The 21,230-nt window shown below is 68.2% G+C and carries 17 protein-coding genes and 1 tRNA gene; 10 read left to right on the top strand and 8 right to left on the bottom strand.

Annotated elements, in window-relative coordinates; genetic code table 11:
• Positions 1–76: 76 nt before the first annotated feature.
• On the top strand, positions 77–733 hold the full coding sequence (locus FS769_RS14910; RefSeq protein WP_144834780.1) for an SIMPL domain-containing protein: 657 nt from the start codon (positions 77–79) through the stop codon (positions 731–733).
• 21 nt (positions 734–754) lie between these two features.
• Here the strand turns inward: FS769_RS14910 and smpB are convergent, their stop codons facing one another.
• The 4 genes from smpB to prfB all read right to left on the bottom strand — a co-directional run bounded on the left by smpB (position 755) and on the right by prfB (position 4,539).
• Positions 755–1,231, bottom strand: coding sequence for an SsrA-binding protein SmpB (gene smpB, locus FS769_RS14905; RefSeq protein ID WP_144834778.1), 477 nt, complete (start codon positions 1,229–1,231; stop codon positions 755–757).
• 76 nt (positions 1,232–1,307) lie between these two features.
• On the bottom strand, positions 1,308–2,225 hold the full coding sequence (gene ftsX / locus FS769_RS14900) for a permease-like cell division protein FtsX (protein ID WP_144834776.1): 918 nt from the start codon (positions 2,223–2,225) through the stop codon (positions 1,308–1,310).
• Positions 2,222–3,298 (bottom strand): cell division ATP-binding protein FtsE, encoded by a 1,077-nt coding sequence (gene ftsE, locus FS769_RS14895; RefSeq protein ID WP_144834774.1) that lies wholly within the window; start codon positions 3,296–3,298, stop codon positions 2,222–2,224. Before ftsE ends, ftsX begins: the two co-directional genes overlap by 4 nt.
• A 128-nt stretch (positions 3,299–3,426) precedes the next feature.
• Entirely contained in the window at positions 3,427–4,539 is a 1,113-nt protein-coding gene (gene prfB / locus FS769_RS14890) for a peptide chain release factor 2 (protein WP_144834772.1), read from the bottom strand.
• A 71-nt stretch (positions 4,540–4,610) separates the two neighbouring features.
• Between prfB and FS769_RS14885 the strand changes: the two genes are divergently transcribed.
• Positions 4,611–5,849: an MFS transporter gene (locus FS769_RS14885; RefSeq protein WP_186325587.1), complete on the top strand. Its 1,239-nt coding sequence runs from the start codon at positions 4,611–4,613 to the stop codon at positions 5,847–5,849.
• A gap of 263 nt (positions 5,850–6,112) precedes the next feature.
• Entirely contained in the window at positions 6,113–7,918 is a 1,806-nt protein-coding gene (locus tag FS769_RS14880) for a M20/M25/M40 family metallo-hydrolase (RefSeq protein WP_144834770.1), read from the top strand.
• A 61-nt stretch (positions 7,919–7,979) separates the two neighbouring features.
• Here FS769_RS14880 and FS769_RS14875 read toward each other — a convergent pair whose 3' ends face one another.
• Positions 7,980–8,999, bottom strand: a complete 1,020-nt coding sequence (locus FS769_RS14875) for an NADPH:quinone reductase (RefSeq protein WP_144835035.1) — start codon at positions 8,997–8,999, stop codon at positions 7,980–7,982.
• A gap of 127 nt (positions 9,000–9,126) precedes the next feature.
• On the opposite strand from FS769_RS14875, the gene FS769_RS14870 reads away from it, so the two are divergent.
• Both FS769_RS14870 and FS769_RS14865 read left to right on the top strand, forming a co-directional pair.
• Positions 9,127–9,208, top strand: a tRNA-Leu gene (locus FS769_RS14870).
• Between the two features lie 45 nt (positions 9,209–9,253).
• The gene (locus FS769_RS14865) at positions 9,254–10,003 is read left to right on the top strand and encodes a DedA family protein (RefSeq protein WP_144834768.1); all 750 of its coding nucleotides are present in this window, start codon (positions 9,254–9,256) and stop codon (positions 10,001–10,003) included.
• Here the strand turns inward: FS769_RS14865 and FS769_RS14860 are convergent.
• A complete protein-coding gene (locus tag FS769_RS14860) occupies positions 10,000–10,857 on the bottom strand; it encodes a Ku protein (RefSeq protein WP_144834766.1) in 858 nt (285 codons plus the stop codon). The genes FS769_RS14865 and FS769_RS14860 overlap by 4 nt on opposite strands.
• 275 nt (positions 10,858–11,132) lie before the next feature.
• Between FS769_RS14860 and FS769_RS14855 the strand changes: the two genes are divergently transcribed.
• The 3 genes from FS769_RS14855 (at position 11,133) to FS769_RS14845 (ending at position 16,023) form a co-directional block, all read left to right on the top strand.
• Complete coding sequence (locus FS769_RS14855; RefSeq protein WP_144834764.1) at positions 11,133–13,571, top strand: ATP-dependent DNA ligase; 2,439 nt, start codon at positions 11,133–11,135, stop codon at positions 13,569–13,571.
• A 314-nt stretch (positions 13,572–13,885) separates the two neighbouring features.
• Positions 13,886–15,142, top strand: a complete 1,257-nt coding sequence (locus FS769_RS14850; RefSeq protein ID WP_144834762.1) for a hypothetical protein — start codon at positions 13,886–13,888, stop codon at positions 15,140–15,142.
• A 362-nt stretch (positions 15,143–15,504) separates the two neighbouring features.
• Positions 15,505–16,023 carry a hypothetical protein gene (locus FS769_RS14845; RefSeq protein WP_144834760.1) on the top strand — a complete coding sequence of 173 codons (519 nt, stop codon included), beginning with the start codon at positions 15,505–15,507 and terminating at the stop codon, positions 16,021–16,023.
• Between the two features lie 138 nt (positions 16,024–16,161).
• On the opposite strand, the gene FS769_RS16895 is transcribed toward FS769_RS14845, so the two are convergent.
• Complete coding sequence (locus FS769_RS16895; protein ID WP_186325575.1) at positions 16,162–16,863, bottom strand: GNAT family N-acetyltransferase; 702 nt, start codon at positions 16,861–16,863, stop codon at positions 16,162–16,164.
• 241 nt (positions 16,864–17,104) lie between these two features.
• On the opposite strand from FS769_RS16895, the gene FS769_RS14835 reads away from it, so the two are divergent.
• Complete coding sequence (locus FS769_RS14835) at positions 17,105–19,300, top strand: hypothetical protein (protein ID WP_186325574.1); 2,196 nt, start codon at positions 17,105–17,107, stop codon at positions 19,298–19,300.
• 83 nt (positions 19,301–19,383) lie between these two features.
• On the opposite strand, the gene FS769_RS14830 is transcribed toward FS769_RS14835, so the two are convergent.
• Positions 19,384–20,301: a cation diffusion facilitator family transporter gene (locus FS769_RS14830; protein ID WP_144834755.1), complete on the bottom strand. Its 918-nt coding sequence runs from the start codon at positions 20,299–20,301 to the stop codon at positions 19,384–19,386.
• 384 nt (positions 20,302–20,685) lie between these two features.
• Here FS769_RS14830 and FS769_RS14825 point away from each other — a divergent pair, with 384 nt between their 5' ends.
• A complete protein-coding gene (locus tag FS769_RS14825; protein ID WP_144834753.1) occupies positions 20,686–20,991 on the top strand; it encodes a hypothetical protein in 306 nt (101 codons plus the stop codon).
• The last annotated feature ends 239 nt before the right edge of the window (positions 20,992–21,230 follow it).

Genomic DNA, 21,230 nt, shown 5'->3' with positions numbered 1-21,230 from the left:
CGAAGCCACCGGAACACCGCGGGTACCGGCCCTTCGACACGCTCAGCGACCTGGGTCGGTCCCGTATGCTCGCGCCATGACTGCCGTCGTCATCACCGTCCGAGGCGAGAGCGAGGCGCGCGTGCGCGCCGAAGAGGCCGCCGTCCGCGTCACCGTCACCACCGACGGCCCCGCCCGCGGGCCGGTCGTCGAGCGGGCGCAGGAACGCGCCGCCGTCGTGCAAGACGGCCTGGTCGCGCACCTGCGTTCGGGCGAGGTGTCGGAGTGGTCGAGTGCGCGCGTGTCGGTGTGGTCCGACCGTCCGTGGAACCACGACGGCGCGCAGCTCCCCCTCGTGCATCACGCCAGCGTGGAGCTGTCCGCGACCTTCATCGACGCGGGCGCCCTGTCGTGGTGGCTCGGCGATGTCGCCGAGTCCGACGACGTGCAGGTCACCGCTGTCGAGTGGCGCCTCTCCCCCACCACGCGCGCCCGTGTCGAACGCGAGGTGGCCGCGGCCGCGGTCGGCGTCGCCGTCGAGCGCGCCAGTGCGTACGCGGACGCTCTGGGCTTGGCATCCGTGTCTCCGGTGGAAGTGGCGGATGCCGGATTGCTGGCGACCCGGCCCGAGGCACAGCACCCGCTGGCGGCGCGCATGATGTCGGCCGACCATGCCGGCGGACCTTCATTCAGCCTGCAGCCGTCGGAGATCGTCGTGACCTCGGTCGTCGAGGGACGCTTCCGCGCGGAGTGACGGCGAAAGCCGCGATCAAGCTCAGTCGCCCAGGCGGTTCTTCGTGCGCATCGCGCGCTCGGCCTCGCGCTTGTCTTCGCGCTCGCGGATCGTCTGACGCTTCTCGAACTCGCGCTTGCCCTTGGCGACCGCGATCTCGACCTTGGCCTTGCCGTCGAGGAAGTACAGCCGCAGCGGCACCAGCGTGTATCCGCCGGCCGAGACGGCGTGCGAGAGCTTCACGATCTCTTCCTTGTGCAGCAAAAGCTTGCGCGTGCGCTTGGCCGAGTGGTTGGTCCAGTGACCCTGCGAGTACTCGGGGATGTGCACGGCGTCGAGGAACGCCTGACCGCCGTCGATGTAGGCGTACCCGTCGGTGAGGTTCGCGCGCCCCTGGCGCAGCGACTTCACCTCGGTGCCGGTCAGCACGAGACCGGCTTCGTACGTCTTCTCGATGGCGTAGTCGTGACGCGCCTTCTTGTTCGACGCGATGAGCTTTTCACCTTGCTCACGAGGCATGGTGCCACCTCCTCATGATCAAGGGCACACAGAGCCCTACAGTCTATCGCACGGCAGACGCCGAGACGGCTGCGTGCTAGGCGCGTAGCCAGCGGCGGATCGCGAAGCTCGCGCTGAGCGCGGCGAGCAGAACGCCGATCACCACGATCGCGGGGATCACGAATGCGACATCGCCCAGGGTCACCCACGAGGTGATGAAGCTGATCCGATCGCGCAGGTACTGGTTGACCCCGACGCCGACGATCGCCCACACCGCGACGCTCGCGAGCGCCGAGCCGATGAGCGCGGCCAGCACGCCCTCGACGATGAACGGCGTCTGGATGAAGCGGTTCGAGGCGCCGACCAGGCGCATGATGCCGAGCTCACGCCGTCGCGCGAAGGCCGACAAACGGATGGTCGTCGCGATCAGCAGCACCGCCGCGATGAGCATGAGACCGGCGATGCCGACGGCGACGTAGGTCGCGACCGTCAACGCCTGGAACAGCGGCTCGAGGTACTGCATCTGATCGGTCACCTCCTCGACGCCCGCCTGGCCGCTGAACGCCTCGGAGATCACGTCGGACTGGCTGGAGTCGTCGAGGTTGATGTTGAACGTCGCGTTGAACGAGTCGGCCGACACCACGCCGAGGATGCTGTCGGGCAGCTGGCTCTTGGCGCTGTCGAACACCTCCTCGCTGGTCGAGAAGGTGTAGTCGCGGATGAGGGGCGCGAGCGCCTCGCCGTCGAGCGTCGCCTTGACGGCGTCGATCTGGTCTTGTGTGGCCGCCTGACCGGTGGTGCAGGTCGGCACGTCCGACACGGACGCGCACATGAACACCGCCACCTGGGCGCGGTCGGCCCAGTACGACTGCATCTTGCCGATCTGCATCTGCATGAGTATCGCGGCGCCGACGAAGGTCAGCGACACGAAGGTCACGAGGATGACCGAGATGACCATCGACGCGTTGCGCCGCAGGCCTGTGAAGGCCTCGGAGAGGATGAGACCGAACCTCATGACGTGGGTCCTACTTCGTCGTGGCGGTCTTTCGATCCTCCGAGTCCGAGCCGGTCGGCGAGACCGAGGGCGTCGACGTCGGGGCGCGTGACCGGAATGGAACGTGTATTGGTGCCCGGCTCGCGCTCGGCGTTCTGCTGCGTGACGGCGGGGGCGGATGCCGCGGACGCGGCCTCTTCGCGCGGCTCGGCGTTCTCGCGTGCCTCCGACGTCGGCGCAGCGGCGGGCTGAGCCTGCGCTGCGGCGGGCCGCTCGGCATCCGGAACGCGGAGCGGCTCGACCGGACCGGTGAGGCCGGTCACCTCGCGCTGCACCTCGAGCACCGCGGTGAGGGCTGCGACGGCCGCCGCTCCGCGCTCGACCTCGGGTGCGAGGCGCGGGAGGCTCGACGTGTCGCCGTAGCCGCCGTGACGCTCGTCGCGCACCATCTCGCCGCCACGCAGCTCGATCACGCGACGCTGCATCTGGTCGACGAAGCCGGCCTCGTGCGTGGCCATGACGACGGTCGTGCCGCCGGCGTTGATGCGCGCGAGCAGGCGCATGATGTCGATCGAGGTGCCGGGGTCGAGGTTTCCGGTCGGCTCGTCGGCCAGCAGCACCTGCGGACGGTTGACGAGCGCGCGAGCGATCGCCACGCGCTGCTGCTCACCGCCCGAGAGCTCGTGCGGCAGACGCTTCTCTTTGCCGTCGAGGCCGACGAGCGCCAGCACCTCGGGCACGGCCTGCTGGATGAACCCGCGCGAGGCGCCGGTCACCTGCAGTGTGAAGGCGACGTTCTGGTGCACGGTCTTGTTCGGCAGCAGACGGAAGTCCTGGAAGACCGAACCGATGTGGCGCCGGAAGTACGGCACCTTGCGGTTCGACAGGCGGCGCAGGTCGCGACCGAGCACGACGACGCGCCCCTCGCTGGGGGTCTCGGCGCGCAGGATGAGCTGCAGGCACGACGACTTGCCCGAGCCCGAGGCTCCGACGAGGAAGACGAATTCCCCGCGCTGCACCTCGAAGTCGACGGCGTTGAGGGCGGGCTTCGCGGTGCCGCGATACCGCTTGGTGACGTTCTCGAACCGGATCATGGCTCGACGAGCCTAAGCGCGGGCTTCGAGCAGGCCGTCAGGACGCGCCGTGTCGTGAAACCGAGAGAGCCCTATGGATGCCGAGGTGATCGGCATCCGCAGGGCTCAGGCTCGGGCGGAAAGACGGCTCAGTCGTCGTCGTCCTTGCGCTTGCGCCAACGGATGCCGGCCGCGATCAGACCGTCGAGGTCACCGTCGAACACGACAGCCGGGTTGCCGACTTCGTACCCGGTGCGGAGATCTTTCACCAGCTGCTGGCCGTACAGGAAGTACGAGCGCATCTGGTCGCCCCAACTCGCGGTGATCGTGCCGGCGAGCTCCTTCTTCTTGGCGGCTTCTTCTTCGCGCTTGAGCAGCAGAAGGCGGGTCTGCAGCACGCGCATGGCGGCCGCGCGGTTCTGGATCTGCGACTTCTCGTTCTGCATCGAGACGACGAGACCGGTCGGAAGGTGCGTGATGCGCACGGCGGAGTCGGTCGTGTTGACCGACTGCCCACCGGGGCCCGACGAGCGGAACACGTCGACGCGGATGTCGCCCTCGGGCACCTCGACCTCGACGGCTTCTTCCATGACGGGGATGACCTCGACGGCCGCGAAGCTCGTCTGTCGCTTGTCGGCGCCGCCGAAGGGGCTGATGCGCGCGAGGCGGTGCGTGCCGGCCTCGACCGACAGCGTGCCGTAGGCGTAGGGCACGTCGACCTCGAAGGTGGCCGACTTGATGCCGGCGCCTTCAGCGTAGGAGGTGTCCATGACCTTGACGGGGTACTTGTGACGCTCGGCCCAGCGCAGGTACATGCGCAGCAGCATCTCGGCGAAGTCGGTGGCGTCGTCGCCGCCCGCGCCGGAGCGGATCGTGACGACCGCGGAGCGCGGGTCGTACTCGCCGTCGAGGAGGGTCTGCACCTCGAGCTGGCCGATCACGTCTTTCAGCGAGGCAAGCTCGCGGCGCGCTTCGTCGGCCGACTCGTCGTCTTCCATCTCGATGGCGAGTTCGACGAGCACCTCGAGGTCGTCAAGGCGCTGCTCGATCTCCGAGACGCGCTTGAGCTCGGCCTGCTTGTGGCTCAGGCTGCTGGTGACTTTCTGGGCCTTGTCGACGTCGTCCCAGAGGTCGGGGGCACCGGCCTCTTCGCTGAGGCGATCGATGTCAGCTTTGAGTGCGTCGACGTCGACCACGGCCTGGATATCGGCGAAGGTCGAGCGCAGCGCCTGGATGTCGGCGGTCAAATCGAGTTCGAGCATTTGACATCAAGCCTATCGTGGAGACGGTGACAGCCGACTCTCCCCGGAATGTGCTGGTGCGCTTCGCACCGATGATCTACGGCCCCACCCTGCTGTTCGCCCTCGGCGAGGGCGCGGTGATCCCGCTCATCCCGGTGATCGCGAACCGCCTCGGCGCCGACGTCGCACTGGCCGCCCTCGTGGCCGCAGCCCTGGTCGTCGGCCAGCTCTGCGGCAACATCCCCGCCGGGTGGGCGGTCGCCCGCTTCGGCGAGCGCATCACGATGGGCGTGGCCGGCATCGTCGTGTTGGCCGGCCTGACCGGCATCGTATTCGCGCAGTCGCTGGCGTTCTTCACCGCGGCGGTGTTCCTCATCGGTTTCTGCGCGGCGTCGTTCGCCCTGGCCCGTCACTCGTTCATGACCACGCGCGTGCCGCTGACCTTCCGCGCCCGTGCGCTGTCGTTGCTGGGCGGCACGTTCCGCCTCGGCATGTTCGTCGGCCCGTTCATCTCGGCAGGCCTGCTGGCGATCTTCGGCGACGAGACGGCATCCATCGTCTTCTTCGACGTCTGCCAGGTCGCCACGATCCTGCTGGTGTTCTTCGGCCCCGATCCCGAGAAGGCCGTGCCGGTGGGCGCGGGCTCCCCCACCCGCCGCGGCGCCGGCGACTCCCGCGACGCCGAAGACACCGGCGAACCCGTCACCGGCGCGATCCCGACCGTCGAGCGCGAGGGGGTGTTCCGCACGATGTGGCGTTTTCGCGGCGTGCTCGCGCGGCTGGGCCTCGCGGCGGCGTCTCTGTCGGCCGTGCGCTCGGCCCGCCAGGTGGTGCTGCCGCTGTGGGGCGTGTCGCTCGGACTCGACGCCGGCACGATCGCCGTAGTCGTCGGCGTCTCGGGCGCGATCGACTTCGCCCTGTTCTACGCCAGCGGCCAGGTGATGGACCGCTTCGGGCGCCTGTGGGCGGCCCTGCCCGCGATGGTGCTGATGGGTGCGGGCTTCCTCGCCTTGTCGTTCACGCACGAGCTGGGCTCGGCGGCCATGTGGTACGCGATGTTCGCGGCGGTGCTGGGGGTCGGCAACGGCCTGTCGAGCGGCATTCTGCTCACCCTCGGCGCCGACATCGCGCCGCCCACCGAGCCCGCCGCGTTCCTCGGATCGTGGCGCACGTTGACGGATGCCGGCGGCGCCATCGCCCCGCTGATCGTGTCGGCCCTGACGGCCGCGGTCTCGCTGTCGGTGGGCGTGGGCGCGATGGGTGTCATCGCCGTGCTCGGCGCGGCGGGCTTCATCCGCTGGGTCCCGCGCTACGTCCCGCGCACCCGCTGACCCGCCTTCCCTCTGATCGCGTGAGGGGTCCCTTTCGGTCGCTTCCGGACCCGTTCAGGCGACGAAAAGTGACCCCTCACGCGCGCCCCGGACAACCCTTCGCGGAGCCCCGCCCGTGTTACGTCGCCGTAAACATTCCGGCGACTCTTGCCGGATCTGTCGATTCCCTATGAGAATCGTCGAACGTTCGCTTCCCTCTGAAGCAGCGTGTCATTCCCCCTGGATGATGCGGGCGTCGACGCCCGCAGAGAGGTGCCTTTGACGTGCCCCGATACACCCTGCATTCCCCTCCCTCTCGCGCTCGTCGCGCCTCCGCGGTGCTCGCCGCGGGTGCCCTCGTCGGCGGCGCCCTGCTGTCGGCACCGGCCGCGTTCGCTGCCGCCGCACCGGGCGACTCCCCCGAAGACCTCGGCCTCACCGGCACCGACGTCATGACCCACCTGACCGAGCTGGCGCGCATCAGCGAGTCGTTCGCCGACGACGGCTACCGCGTCTGGAACGGCCCCGGCTACGAGGCCGCCGCGCAGTACGCCGAGAAGGTGCTCGAAGACACCGGCGCCTTCACGGTCTCGCGGCAGGTGTTCGAGGTCGACACCCCCGAGTTCGGTGAAGCCTCGCTCACCGTCGACGGCACCACCTACGAGGGTTCGCACTTCGACAACAGCGAGGGCATCGACGCCCCGTACACGGGCGCCCTCGCCCTTCCCCTCTCCGCAGACGGCGGCCGCCTCGGGTGCGAGCCGTCCGACTTCGCCGACATCGCGGCCGGGGCGATCGTGCTCGTGCAGCGCGGCGTCTGCTCGTTCGAGCAGAAGATCGACAACGCCACCGCCGCTGACGCCGGGGCCGTCTTCATCTACAACAACGAGCGGCCGCCCGAGGAGGAAGCCTCTCCCGACGACCAGCTGACCAACGTCACCTCGGGTGCGCGCAACCCCGACGACTCCCCCGCCGCCACCCTTCCGCAGTCGAGCGGCGACACCCTCGCCGCGCTGATCGAGGCGGCTCCGGCCGACGCCCCCGTCGAGGGCACCGCGGTGATCGAGAAGCAATTCCTCACCACGCAGACCTTCAACGTCATCGCCGACTCCGTCGCGGGCGACCCCGACGACACCGTCGTCATCGGCGCGCACCTCGACGGTGTGGCCGAGGGACCGGGCGTGAACGACAACGCCTCGGGCTCGGCCGCCGTGCTGGCGCTGGCCGAGAAGATCGCGGCATCCGACGTCCCCAACGACAAGCGCATCCGCCTCGCCCTGTGGAGCGCCGAAGAGGTCGGTCTGCTGGGTTCGACCGCCTACGTCGCCGACCTGGTCGAGAACGACCCGGCCGAGTGGGAGCGCATCTCGGCGTACCTCAACTACGACATGATCGGCTCCGAGAACTTCACGGTCGGCGTGTACGACGCGAACCGGTCGACCTACCCCGCCGAGGGCGTCACGATCCCCGAGGGGTCCGCCGCGATCGAGCAGGTGTACACCGACTACTTCGATGCGATCGAGCAGCCGTGGATCGACACCGAGTACTCCGGTCGCAGCGACTACCAGGCGTTCATCGACAACGGCGTGCCCGCCGGTGGCCTGTTCTCGGGCGCCGACGACACGAAGACCGCGGAGCAGGTGCAGCAGTTCGGCGGCACCGCGGGCGTCTTCATGGACCGCAACTACCACACGGTCAACGACACCCTGGCGAACGTGAACACCGACGCGATCGACATCTTCGCCCCCGCGATCGGTCACGCCGCGGCCGCCCTCGCGTGGACCGCCGTCGAAGAGCCGCCGGTGGAGCCCTCGCCCGAGCCCACGCCCGGCGAGCCCTCGCCCGAGCCCACCACCGAGCCGACGAACGAGCCGTCGCCGGTTCCGTCCGACGAGCCGGCCGCGGTTCCGAGCCCTGCGCCCTCGATCACGACCGGTCCCGGCGCGAACGGACCCGACCGCGGTGATCTGGCCGCCACGGGATCCGACGTCGAAGGATCCCCGCTCCCCGCGATCGGCCTCGGCATGCTGGCGATCGGCGTGATCGTCGCCGCCGGTACCGCCATCGTGCGTCGACGCGCACACGAGTGATGCCGCAGGAATGACGCAGCGCCGGGGTCTTCACGGACCCCGGCGCTGTCGTCGTTTCGGCTTACTCGCTGACGCGGATGAGCACCTTGCCGGTCGCTCCCTGCTCGACGGCGTCGTGCGCAGCGGCGGTGTCGCCCAAGTCGAAGAAGCTCAGCGGCAGGCCTGCGCCCTCGCCCACCGGCAGCGCACCATCGGCGACAGCCGCCGCAACGTCTTCGGCGGCGGCGAGAAGAGCGCGCTCCCCCACCGTGTAGAGCAGCAGGCCCTGCCAGCGCACGTTCTTCGCGAAGCTCACGCGCACGGGGGCGGTGAAGTCGTCTCCGCCATTGTCGGCGTAGTAGCCGACGGTGCCGTGGTTGGCGATCACCTCGACGTCGAGGGCGGCGTTGTCGGCGATCGCGACCTCGACGATGTGCTCGACGCCGTTCGGGGCGAGTTCGCGGATGCCAGCGGCCAGCGAATCGCTCGGATACTGCAGCACGTGGTGGGCGCCGGCCGAGCGCGCGAGGGCCTCCTTCTCGTCGCTGCTGACCGTGGCGATGACCGTCGCGCCGGCCCAGACCGCGAGCTGGATGGCGGCGTGACCCACCGCTCCCGCACCGCCCTGCACGAGTACCGTGCGTCCGGTGAGGGCGCCGGGGGCCAGGCGCGAGGGTCCGTCCTCGTGCACGGTGAGCGCGCGGTGCGCGGTCATCGCGGGCACACCGAGGCTCGCGCCGAGCTCGAACGACGCGTCGTCGGCCAGCGGCACGGCACGCGCGGCGGGCAGGATCGTGTACTCGGCCGCCGTGCCGAACGGACGCTGGTGCGCCGCGAGGTAGATCCACACCCGCTGGCCCACCGTCAGGTCGGTCACGCCGTCGCCGACGGCATCCACCACTCCCGAACCGTCCTGGTTGGGCGTCACCTCGTCGAACGGCAGGGGGCGGCCGGTCGTCGCGCGCGCCTTCCAGTCGGTCGGGTTCACGCCCGACACGACGACGCGAACGCGCACCTCGCCGGGTCCGGGTTCGGGCAGGGGCTTCTCGGCCAGCGAGAGGACGGAGGAGTCACCGGGCTGGGAGTACGTGATCGCCTTCATGGAGGAGTGAACGGATGCCATGGCGTCCAGCATTCCCCCGCGGCGTGTCGCGGCGGGGGAACGGGCGTGGGCTTGACGGCTCCTTCACATCGTGAGAGCGCCCCGCCTGCTTAGAATGAGCACACTCGCGGGAGTGGTGAAATCGGTAGACACGCAGGATTTAGGTTCCTGTGCCTTCGGGCGTGGGGGTTCAAGTCCCCCCTTCCGCACGTTTCGCCCTTTCCGCACTGCCTTCTCGACCCGACGGGACCGATGTGATCCACACCACCAGCGCGCTGCTCCCGTGGCTCGACCCTGCTGCGATCATCACCAACTCGCAGCCCTGGGCGCTGCTCGTGGTGTGCTTCATCATCTTCGCCGAGACGGGTCTGCTGATCGGCTTCCTGCTTCCCGGCGACACGCTGCTGATCATGGCGGGGCTACTGTCGCACTCCACGCCCGCCGCTCCCAACGGCGTCTTCGGCCTCAACGCGTGGTGGGTCGCCCTCGCAATCGGTGTCGCCGCATTCATCGGCGGTGAGGTCGGCTATTTCATCGGCCACAAGGCCGGGCCCTCGATCTTCGAGCGCAAAGAATCGGGCATCTTCAGCAAGAAGAACGTCGAGCGCACGAACGCGTTCTTCGAGCGCTTCGGCGGTCTCACCGTGATCCTCGCGCGCTTCGTGCCGGTCGTCCGCACCTTCGCCCCCATCGCCGCGGGCGTGGGCCACATGCCGTGGAAGAAGTACTCGCTCTACAACCTCATCGGCGCGATCCTCTGGGGCATCGGCCTCACGATGCTCGGGTACGCGGTCGGGTACATCCCGTTCATCCGCGACATCGTCACCGAGTACATCGACGTGATCCTGCTCGCCGCGGTCGCCGGCACCGCGATCTTCATCGCGATCCACTACTTCCGCGAGCGCGCCGCCGCCAAGCGCGAAGGTGCCGTCTCGCACGCCGAGGCCGAGTCGCTGACGCTCGACCCGAAGACGCTCGAAGACGGAGATCAGCCCGCGCGCTAAGACGCCTTCGACGTCTTCTTCTTCGCGGGGGCCTTCTTCTTCGGCGCGTCCTCGGTCTTCTCGCCGCGCGCGGCCCGGCTGCGCTCGACGCTCGCGCGCAGCGCCTCCATGAGGTCGATGACCTCGCCGCCGTCCTCTTCCTCCTGCTTGCCGAAGGTCGCGTCGGTGTCGAGGGCGTCGCCCTGCTCGAGCTTCGCGTCGATGAGAGTGCGCAGCTCGGCCTGGTACTCGTCGGTGAACTCCTCGGCGTCGAAGTCCTTCGAGAAGCTGTCGACGAGCGAGGCCGACATCTCGAGCTCCTTCGCCGAGATCCGCACGCTCTCATCGAGTGCCGGGAACGCCGCCTCGCGCACCTCGTCGGCCCACAGCAGCGTCTGCAGCACGAGCACGTCGCCGCGCACGCGCAGGGCCGCGAGCCGTGTCTTCTGCCGCAGCGAGAAACGCACGATCGCGGTGCGGTCGGTCTGCTCGAGCGTCTTGCGCAGCAGCACATAGGCCTTGGGTGACGACGAGTCGGGCTCGAGGTAATACGCCTTGTCGAGGGTCAGCAGGTCGACCTGATCGCTGGGCACGAACTCGACGACCTCGATCTCGCGGCTGCGTTCGCTGGGCAGCGACGACAGGTCGTCCTTGGTGAGCACGACGGTCTGTTCGCCGTCGTCGTAGGCCTTGTCGATGTTTTGGTAGGGAACGACCTCGCCGTCGATCTCGCAGATGCGCTGGTACCGGATGCGCCCGCCGTCTTTGTTGTGCACCTGGTGCAGAGAGACGTCGTGGTCTTCGGTCGCGGAGTACACCTTGACGGGCACGTTGACGAGGCCGAAGGTCAGGGCGCCTTTCCAGATCGATCGCATGCCCCCAGTGAACACCGAAAAGGTTCCGGATGCCGAGCCCCTTGCGCCCCGCCAGGTGGCATACCCTGTCTACGCCACCGGACCTCCGCGAACCCCCAACCGAGGTGGCTGAGCCTGTCGAAGCCACCGGACCCCCGCGAACCCCCAACCGAGGTGGCTGAGCCTGTCGAAGCCACCGGACCTCCGCGAACCCCCGGACCCTTCGACAAGCTCAGGGACCTCTCCACCCGCAACCCCCTCGGCACCCGCCGCCCGCTTCGCTCTACGCTGGGGCGATGACGGAGCAGACGGTGCGCATCGGCGGGCGCCGCCTGCGCCTGTCGAACCTCGACAAGGTCCTCTACCCCGAGACGGGCACCACCAAGGGCGAGGTGATCGACTACTACTCGCGCATCGCGCCGCTTCTGCTCCCCCACATCGCCGACCGTCCGCTGACGCGCAAGCGCTGGCCCGACGGAGTGGGAACGGATGCCGACCCCGGCGAACCGTTCTTCGCGAAGGCCCTCGAGCCCGGCGCTCCGGCGTGGGTGCGGCGCTTCCCGATCGATCATTCGAGCGGCGCGAAGGACTACCCGCTCGTCGACGATCTGCCGACGCTCGTCTACCTCGCGCAGGTCGCGAGCCTCGAGCTGCACGTGCCGCAGTGGCGCTTCACCTCCGAGGGCGAACGGCAGAACCCCGACCGGCTGGTGCTCGACCTGGATCCCGGCCCGGGCGTCGGCCTCGCCGAGTGCGCCGAGGTTGCGCGGTGGGCTCGCGCGATCCTGCAGGACATCGGCCTCGAACCGTTCCCGGTGACCAGCGGCAGCAAGGGCATCCACCTGTACGCGCGCCTCGACGGACGCCAGTCGAGCGACGCGGCGAGCGCGGTCGCGAAAGAACTCGCCCGCGCGATCGAGGCCGACCACCCCGACCTCGTCGTAAGCCAGATGGCCAAGGCCGCGCGCCCCGGCAAGGTGTTCATCGACTGGAGTCAGAACAACGGCTCGAAGACCACGATCGCGCCCTACTCGCTGAGAGGGCGCCCGCGTCCGTACGTCGCCGCCCCACGCACCTGGGACGAGCTCGACGACCCCGACCTGCGGCACCTGCTGTTCAGCGAGGTGCTCGAGCGTCCCGACGATCCGCTGGCTCCGGTTGACGAGGCGCACGGCCCCCTGCGCGCCTACATCTCGAAGCGAACGGCGGGTAAAACCCCCGAGCCCGTGCCCGAGGCCCCTCACGGCGAGCCCGACCCCGAGGGGCTCCCCCGCTTCGTCATCCAGGAGCACCACGCCAGCCGCCTGCACTGGGATCTCCGCCTCGAACGCGACGGCGTGCTCGTCAGCTGGGCCGTGCCCAAGGGCGTCCCACCGACGACCGCGAAGAACAGCCTCGCCGTCATGACCGAGGACCACCCGCTGCAGTACCTCGACTTCGCCGGAGAGATCCCGCGCGGAGAGTACGGCGCGGGCATCATGACGGTCTGGGACACCGGCACCTACGAGCTCGAGAAGTGGCGCGACGACGAGGTGATCGCGACCCTCGAGGGCCGTGACGATGGGCCGCTCGGACGCGTGCGCCTCGCTCTCATTCGCACCGAGGGCCAGGGCGAGAAGTCGCAGTGGCTGCTGCATCGGATGAAGACGGATGCCGAGGGCAAACCGCAAAGCGACGGAGCCCCGGTCGTGGCGCTCGACCACGGATCCCCTGCCCCTGAACCCGTTCACACCAAGGCCCCGTCGACCACCGACGCCCCCACCGTCGCCGACCTCCAGCCGATGCTCGCCACCTCCGCGACCCCGGGCATCGCCCGCGCCGCCGCCGAGCGGTGGGGCACCGCCTGGGTGGAGATGAAATGGGATGGCATCCGGGGTCTCTGCATCTGGGACGGACACCGCCTGCGCCTGCGTTCGCGCAACGGCAACGACCTCACGGCCGCGTATCCCGAGCTCACGGCGGTCGACCTGGGTCTCGGCGATGAGCCCGCGGTGCTCGACGGTGAGATCGTCGCTCTCGACGCGCAGGGCCGCCCGAGCTTTCCTCTGCTGCAGAAGCGCATGAACCTCGCCAAGCCGCGCGAGATCGAGCACGAGGCCGCGCGCACGCCCGTGCACCTCTACCTGTTCGACGTGCTGTCGGTGAACGGTCGAGACGTGGCATCCCTCCCCCTCTCCGAACGCCGCGAGCTGCTCGAAGCGCTGGCCGCCGACGCGGGGGCGCCCGTCGTCGTGCCGCCCGTGTTCGACGACGTCGACGCCGCCGTCGCCACCAGCGGACGCTTCGGCCTCGAGGGCGTGGTCGTGAAGGATCCCGGTTCGGCGTACCGGCGCGGGGTGCGCTCGGAGCAGTGGCTCAAGGTGAAGCGCTCCCGCACGCAAGAGGTGGTGATCGGCGGCATCCGCCCCGGCAAGGGCAACCGCGCGGGCACGATCGGCTCTCTGCTCGTCGGCGTGCCCACGGCCGATGGCCTGCAGTACGCCGGCCGGGTGGGTTCGGGCTTCGGCGAGCAGACCCTCGCGAAGCTCACCGCGCTGCTCGAGCCCCTGCGGTCCGATGCGGATCCGTTCCAGGGTGTTCCGGATGCCGATGCCCGCGACGCCCTGTGGGTGCGACCCGAGCTGGTCGGCGAGGTCGAGTTCGCGGAGTTCACGCCCGGCGGAATCCTGCGCCAGGCCCGCTGGCGCGGCCTGCGGCCGGACAAGTCCCCCTCCGACGTGACGCGCGAGTCCTGACGCGGCGCAAGGTGGCTGAGCCTGTCGAAGCCACCGAACCCAGCACCCGCCCAACCCAGGTGGCGGAGCCTGTCGAAACCCCCGCGACCAGACGGATTCTCGCGATTCACCGGGTGAATCCGGGCCACCCCAGCTCCGCCTCGCTTTCGCCGCAAAGCCCCTCCGATCAGGTCTTGCAGCACATTCACTCGGCAGCCCCTTCGCGCGCGTGTCCTCGCGGGCGACATGATGCGAGGGCACGTTCACATGTTCTCCTCACCGCACCGCGCAGCCTCACCGGCGCCGATCCCGGCTCGCCCGAAAGGACTCACCCCATGTCGACCCCGTCTTCTCGTCAGCACCACCCCACCCGTGTCTCCCGTCGCGCGCTTCTCGCCGCCTCGGCGTGGTCGGTCCCGGCGATCGCTCTCACGACCTCTTCGCCGGCCTTCGCCGCATCGGGTCTCACTCTCGCCCTCGACCGTTCGTCGTACAGCGGGACCGGGTGCTCCACGATCAGCGGCGCGACGGTATCCGCCACCGACAGCGGCGCTCCCGTTGGCGGAGTGGCCGTCACGGCCCTGCTCGCCGACGGCTACACCTTCGTCGGCGGCAGCACGAGCGCGACGGGCACGACCACCTCGAGCGGGGTCTTCGGGCTGCCCGATATCAACGTCCCCCGCGACGGCGGCCTTTCCTCGATCACCGCGTCGGCTTCGGGGGCGCAGTCTGCGACAGCTTCGCTCGCCGGTTCATCAGGTCTTTTCCGCTACACCGAGGGCGGGTCAATCGTGACGGCCAAGGGGGTACCGCAGGGCGCTCGTCCGATCGCACACTCCCTCTTCCTTGCTTCCGACGGGCGGCTGATCGATGGATCCACAGGCGGCACGCTCTCGTCGAACGTCGACACCGTCGGCCAGATGATCTATGCCTCGGGCACCTGGCGGATGCCGATCAAGAAGTCAGACGGGAGCTTCGTCTACCTCGAGAACGGAACGGAGATCGCGACGACCGGTGTGCTCGGAGGGGCCCCGCTCGGATACTCGATCTTCACGTCCGACTCCCCCACCGATGGTGCGACAGGGAAGATCCTGACGCAGAACGTCCGACAATCGGGCGAGGTCATCTCGAACAGCATCGGCGTCGTCTTCCCGGTGCATAACTCCGACGGCGCCACCAAATGGGTGACTCTGCAGAAGGCGACGAACGGCGGATCCAACTTCACACCGGTCGCCGGTCGCATCTTCTTCACGACCTTCTCGTCACTGATCGACGGAAAGGCCGACACCACCCTGGCGAATGGCGTGAAGTCGTACGGCAGTGCGTACAGCGACGGGTCGCACTACCGGCTGCCGATTGAGAAGACCGACGGCTCGTTCACCTACCTGGAGGACGACTCCGAGAAGGCAACCGTCGGCGTGCCGTCCGGTTCGACGCCCGCCTCGTCGTCGTGCTTCCTGACCGGCGACAACCGGCTCGTCGAGGGTGCATCGGGGGCCGTCCTCGCCACCGACGTCGACAAGCTCGGCACGTGGGCCTTCAACGGTTCGACCGCTCGAATCCCCTACAGCCTGTCGGGCAGCAGCTGCTGATACCTGCCTCACGAACGTGTCCGAATCAAGATGGCTGACTCCGTCGTAGCCACCGAGACTCAGCAGACGTCGCGCGCGAGATGAGACGCCGACACGGATGAACCGGGTGAGGCGAGGATAGGCGGACGGGTACACGTTCGCGAACGGCGGCACGAGCGTCACGGGCACGACGGACTCGGGGGGCTCGTATCCGGTCCGCGACATCAACGTCCCCTCCGGTGGCGGATCGTCGTCCATCACCGCTTCGGCACCGAATGCCTCGCCCGCCTCGGGCGACCCCGACGGATATTCGTACTTCTTGGGCGGGACGGCCAGCAACGGAGCTACCGGGCAGAACCTCGCGTACAACATCCTGGGGGGCCGTGATCTCGGACAGCGAGGGTCTGATGTTCCCCATCCTCAAGAATGACGGCCTGTGCTCCTGGGTTCAGAACGACACCGAGGTCCTTGCGCCATCCGGTCGCAACCCCGTGGCCGGCAATCTCTTTGAAGACGGTGGCTCGATCTTCCATGGCAACGATTCCGCCGCTCTCGCCCAGCACGTGAAGACCGTCGGCGCCTCTTACAGCGACGGCACTGACTACCGCATCCCCCTCGAGAAGAACGACGGCTCGTTCACCTACCTGCAGAGCGGTACCGAGACGACCGCCACGGGCGTGCCCTCGGGCTCGAAGCCGGAATGCTCCTCGTACTTCCACACGACCGACAACCGCCTCGTCGACGGCGCCTCGGGAACCGAACTCGCGAAAGAGGTTGAGAAGGTCGGTCGAAGCGCCTACAACGGATCGGTGGAGCGCACACCGTTGACGATCACGTCCCGCACCTGCTTACCGATTCGACACGGCCATTCGCCGAGACGGCGGGATCCGGATGCCGCCTAGAGGCATCCGGCGGCGTGACGCGAGGACCCCCGCGGCGGGCGAACGATGGGGTGCACCGCCCGGTCGTTTCGCTCGAAGTCGCCATCCTTTTCCTCGGAGTCCCGCGAGGGCAGGTTCGGTGTCGCGAAGTCGGCCACGTCAGTCGTCGATGACGGTCCACCCGCCGAAGCGGCGGAACCCGGATGCCAGGGCCAGGGCAACCGACGGCGCATTGTCGAGCTGGCACCGGTACTGCGGCTCGTAGCCCTGCTCGAGCGCCTCGGCCGCCATGGCCAGCACCGTCGCCCGGGCGAGACCGCGCCCGCGGAACTCGGGAAGCGTGATGACCCCCAGGTCGGCGAGACGCGTGCCCCGCCAGGGGAACATACTCGCCGCGGCGGCAAGTCGCCCCTCGACGAACGTGCCGAACACGAGCCAGTGGTCGAGTTCGACGAACGCCTCGTCGAGGTCGTTCTCGGGCGCCGCGGCGGCGAGAGCAGCGAACGTATCGGCGTCCTCTTCGCTGAGGCGGCGCGTGTGTTCATCAGCCGATTCGGCCAGCACCGACGCATGCTCTTCGACCGGCAGGTAGAACAGGTGGTCGGGATTGTTCAGGGCGATGCCGGCCGCCGTGATCCGCTCCGTCGCCTCGTCCGCCGCGATGCGTTCGCCGTGCGCGTGTCCGAGGTGCGCGGCGCGGTCCGGCGAGAGACGCACGACAGTTGGTCCGTCTTCAACCTCCAGAACCGAGACCGACCGGTTCTCGGGGAGTTCCGGGTCGATGACGACCACTCCCTCGCCTTCGGCGAGATCGCCTGCAGCGGCGGGGAGCCAATGGCCCATAACGGTCGACGAAAACATGGGAACCTCCGGGGGTGTGGGTACCTGTCCGCAGGCTAGCGGAGATCGGGTCCGCGAGGTGCAGGTGAGCGCCGGGGTGATCTGCCTCCCGACTTCACCCGCCTGCATGTCGCGACCGCCCCGGAATGACGCGGTTTGCGGCGACTTCACCCCCGGGCGATACGAATACGTGCCATATGGTTCCCCGCGGCCACGCCACAGTGGACCACACGTATACCTGCCCCGAAGGGACAACACTTCCGTGACGACCTCAACCACTCCCGAACCGCTCGCACCGGTCGCCCAGACCCCCATCGCGCGCCGAACGGTCCTGGCCGGCGCCGCCTGGTCCGTCCCCGCCATCGCCCTCACGACTGCGTCCCCCGCATTCGCGGCATCCGGCACCACCCTCTCGTTCGCGAAGTCGTCCTACACCGGCCCGGGCTGCTCGACCATCAACGGAATCAAGGTGACGGCGTCGGACAACGGCACCGGCCAGGCAGGCGTTTCCGTCACCATCTCGCTGTCCGGTGGCTTCGTCTTCTCGAACGGTGGCACGACATCCACCAGCGTCACCGGCTCCGACGGCTCGCTCACGCTGCCCGGCATCACCGTGCCCGCAACCGGCGGCACCGGAACGGCCTCAGCGTCGGCATCGGGCACATCCGGCTCGTCGACGACTCTGCGCGGCACGGACGCGACCGTTGCGAAGTACCTACAGAACGGTGCTGCGCAAACCGCGAGCAACATCCCCACGGGTTCCCTACCGGCGTTCGCCGGTTGCTACCTCGCCCCGGATGGCCGAGTTCTGGATGCCGCGAACAACAACACCGTACTGACGTCAGGTGTCGCTACTTTCGGCCAGATGTACCGCGACGACGACAACTGGGTAGTCCCCCTTTTGAAAACCGATGGATCGACCGGCTCCCTCGTCAGCGGTCGCGCCTCGTACCCGTCATGGCAGGAGCGCACCTACCCCAGCGTTCCTTCTGGTTCCACCCCGATCGTCGCGGAGTACTTCCTCACCTCCGACGGCAGCATCGTCTACGGTGGCAACGGCGTCGCGCAGGCCACGAACGTCGCCTCGTGGGGACAGATGTCGACCTGGGGCAATCAGCCGCAGAACGCCCACAACGACGCGCGGCTGCCCATCAAGAAGACTGACGGCAGCTTCCGGATCTTCAAGTTGCAAGCCGAGTACGCGACCACCGGCGTCCCTTCCGGCTCGACTCCCGCGGCGGACGCCTACTTCCTCGCACCCGACGGCAGACTCGTCGCCGGCGACGACGGATCCGTCCTCACGACGAACGTCGAAAGCTTCGGCCGCATGCTGTGGGACGGGTCTCACTGGCGCTGGCCTCTGAAGAAGTCCGACGGCAGCTTCACCGTCATCAAGGATGGCGCCGAATCCGCTGTCACCGGCATACCCTCCGGGTCCACCCCCGTCGTAGGTGGCGTTTTCCTTGCACCCGACGGTCGGCTCATCGACAGTGCGAACAGCAACACGGTCTATGCAACCGCGGTCAGCACGACAGGACAGGTTCTTTACTACGACTGGAACGGCCACTGGCAGATGCCGCTCGGCATCGCCGAAACAACCCCGGCGTATCGCGACGACAACACGCAGACAAATGCCTCGGGAACCCCGGTCAACTCTGCACCCGTCACCTTCTCGTGGTTCGTGGCGCCTGACGGCCGACTCATCGACGGCGTAAGCGGATCAGTCTTGGCCTCGAGCGTTGACACGTGGGGCCTCATCTTCCGTTGGACGAACAACCATTCCTACCTCCCACTGCGCAAGACGGACGGCACCTTCACCTTTCTCGAGAACGGATCTGAAACCGCGTGCACAGGGGTGCCATCGGGTTCCGTTCCCGTCGCCGGGTCCTCGTTCCTTTCGACCGATGGGCGACTGATTCAGGGGAACACCGGCATCGTCGAAGCGACGAACGTCGCGTCGTGCGGTGAGATCTATCTCGGAACCGACGGCAAGACTTACCTCCCCCTGAAGAAGCTGGACGGTACGTTCGCCTACCGGCAGGACGGCACCGAGAACCCCGCGTTGGGTGTGCCAGCAGGCTCACGACCGATTGCCTACACGTGGTTCCTCGCGACCGACGGTCGGCTGATCGATGGCGTCACGGGCGCCGTGCTTGCTTCCAACGTGGACTCGGTGGGCCGCATCTTCCGCTGGCGCAACGACCACTCGTATCTCCCGTTGAAGAAGCAGGACGGTAGCTTCACGTACCTCGATAACGGCGCCGAGACAGCCTGTCAGGGAATCCCGTCAGGGTCCGTCCCCGTCGCGGGATCGTCGTTCCTCGCGCCCAACGGTCAACTGATCCAGGGCAACACGGGCAGCGTCGAGGCCGACAACGTGCACTCGTGCGGTCAGATCTACCTGAACACCGACGGACACACGTTCCTGCCGTTGGCGATCAAGAAAACCAGCTGCTGAGGCGGGTGGATCCAAGGAGGGCGCGGACTGCAGCAATGCAGTCCGCGCCCTCTTCGTTGCCGCTTGGAACCTGGGCTCGGACGTCACGCGTGACGCGAGTCGTGCTCCACATGCCCCGCCGGCTCCAGCTGAAACGTCGAGTGCTCGACGTCAAAGTGATCCGTGAGGCACGTCTGCAGCGACGCCAGGATCGCGGCCGCACGGCCGTCGGTGAGAGCCGCGTCTTCCACGATGACGTGTGCGCTGAACACTGGCGCGCCGCGCGTGAGCTGCCACACGTGCACGTCGTGCACGTCGACCACACCGTTGGCCTCTCGCAGGTGCTCGCGGATCTCCGCGACGTGCACCCCCACCGGCGCCGACTCCGTCAGCACGACGACGACCTCGCGCAGCAGCCCGATTGCCCGCGGCACGATGAGCACCGCGATGAACAGCGAGGCTATGGCATCCGCCTGCGTGAATCCCGTCGTCACGATCACAATGGCCGCGACGATCACCGCGGCCGAGCCGATCAGGTCGCCGAGCACCTCGAGGTACGCGCCGCGCACGTTGATGCTGCGTTTCTGTGCCCGCGACAGCAGGAACATCGACACCGCATTCGCGACGAGGCCGGCGATCGCGACGACGAGCATCAGTCCGCCCTGCACCTCGGCCTCGGCGGGCGACAGCAGGCGCTGCACCGCCTCGATGCCGACCCACGCGCACAGCAGGATCAGGATGATCCCGTTGGCGAGAGCGCCGAGCACCTCGGCGCGCTGGTATCCGAACGTGCGGCGATCGTCGGCGGGCCGCGCAGCGATCGCGGTTGCGATGAGGGCGACGACGAGCGCTGCGGCGTCGGTGAACATGTGCGCCGCGTCGGCGAGCAGGGCGAGAGAGCCCGACACGATCGCGCCGACGATCTGCACGACCATCACCACGGTGGTCAATCCGAGGGCGATGGCGAGCAGGCGCCTATTACTGGCATCCCGGATGCCGCCGCCCGGCGCGTGATCGTGCATAGCTCCAGGCTAGGTGCGGTGTCAGCCCGGCCACGTCGATTCGGGCAAGTCGGGAATGAGAACGGGTGTCGCTCTCGCTCCAGGGTGAGATTCGGGGTGATTACCGACGCGAACCACCGGACGACTGTTGGCCGAAAAGCCCGGAATTACGCGCCAGTTGCACCCTTCAGCGAGTGACATAGGCGACCCTCACTAAAACACTTTTACATGTGCATGTCACAGTTACTCCTGTCGATGCATCCGCCCCAACCTGAGGAGTACGTTCCGTGTCCGTTGCCCTTCACGCCGTGCGCCCATCGCACGCGCTGGTGCGCTCCTCGCGACGTATGGGCACCTGTGGAGAACTCGCGCGGCACATTTCGCAAACTGGATACATTCGCGGGCATGACAACCTCGCCGAACTGCCCTGCCTGGTGCACGATCCATCGAGACCCGTGGTGGACCGGAGCTCACTACAGCGACCCTGTGGAGCTCGGCGCCGTGCTCGACCTCGGTGGGGTCGCGCAGCCGGTGACGCTCACGACGGTGCGGACCAAGTCTCCCTCCGGCGAGTGGATCGAGATCACGACCGAAGAACTGCGCGACCTTCACGTTCGCATCGATCTTTCCGGCGCCCTCCGCCTGGCAGAGGCCATGCACGCGGTGACGGGCGATCCCGATCCGTCGCACTGGAGTCGTTGGTTGCAGTAAAACCAGCGCGTCGGCGTCTCGCCGAGAGTTCCTGCCCCACGGTTACAAATGGAGCGCGGATGCCGCGCACGTAGGTGACTTGAGGGGTGATCTTCCGAGCGTCTCCCTTGCGCGCGTACTGTCCCGATTCTCCCTCTGACCAGGAAAGCACCACCTTCACCCGTCGGGGAAGGTGGTGCTTTTGCTGTGTTCGCGCAGGAGGCCGGTCAAAGTGCGGAGGAGTACCGCTGCCGTTCCAG

Origin of the sequence: Microbacterium sp. BH-3-3-3, assembly GCF_007679045.1 — a bacterium.
GTDB lineage: Bacteria > Actinomycetota > Actinomycetes > Actinomycetales > Microbacteriaceae > Microbacterium > Microbacterium algihabitans.
This window is presented reverse-complemented; position numbering and strand designations above follow the sequence as displayed.

What these genes read in the sequence shown, in the direction of transcription:
- FS769_RS14910 (WP_144834780.1), top strand. Translation starts at nt 77, where the DNA reads ATGACTGCCGTCGTCATCACCGTCCGAGGCGAGAGCGAGGCGCGCGTG.
- smpB (WP_144834778.1), bottom strand. Translation starts at nt 1,231, where the DNA reads ATGCCTCGTGAGCAAGGTGAAAAGCTCATCGCGTCGAACAAGAAGGCG.
- ftsX (WP_144834776.1), bottom strand. Translation starts at nt 2,225, where the DNA reads ATGAGGTTCGGTCTCATCCTCTCCGAGGCCTTCACAGGCCTGCGGCGC.
- ftsE (WP_144834774.1), bottom strand. Translation starts at nt 3,298, where the DNA reads ATGATCCGGTTCGAGAACGTCACCAAGCGGTATCGCGGCACCGCGAAG.
- prfB (WP_144834772.1), bottom strand. Translation starts at nt 4,539, where the DNA reads ATGCTCGAACTCGATTTGACCGCCGACATCCAGGCGCTGCGCTCGACC.
- FS769_RS14885 (WP_186325587.1), top strand. Translation starts at nt 4,611, where the DNA reads ATGATCTACGGCCCCACCCTGCTGTTCGCCCTCGGCGAGGGCGCGGTG.
- FS769_RS14875 (WP_144835035.1), bottom strand. Translation starts at nt 8,999, where the DNA reads ATGAAGGCGATCACGTACTCCCAGCCCGGTGACTCCTCCGTCCTCTCG.
- FS769_RS14860 (WP_144834766.1), bottom strand. Translation starts at nt 10,857, where the DNA reads ATGCGATCGATCTGGAAAGGCGCCCTGACCTTCGGCCTCGTCAACGTG.
- FS769_RS14855 (WP_144834764.1), top strand. Translation starts at nt 11,133, where the DNA reads ATGACGGAGCAGACGGTGCGCATCGGCGGGCGCCGCCTGCGCCTGTCG.
- FS769_RS14850 (WP_144834762.1), top strand. Translation starts at nt 13,886, where the DNA reads ATGTCGACCCCGTCTTCTCGTCAGCACCACCCCACCCGTGTCTCCCGT.
- FS769_RS16895 (WP_186325575.1), bottom strand. Translation starts at nt 16,863, where the DNA reads ATGTTTTCGTCGACCGTTATGGGCCATTGGCTCCCCGCCGCTGCAGGC.
- FS769_RS14830 (WP_144834755.1), bottom strand. Translation starts at nt 20,301, where the DNA reads ATGCACGATCACGCGCCGGGCGGCGGCATCCGGGATGCCAGTAATAGG.
- FS769_RS14825 (WP_144834753.1), top strand. Translation starts at nt 20,686, where the DNA reads ATGACAACCTCGCCGAACTGCCCTGCCTGGTGCACGATCCATCGAGAC.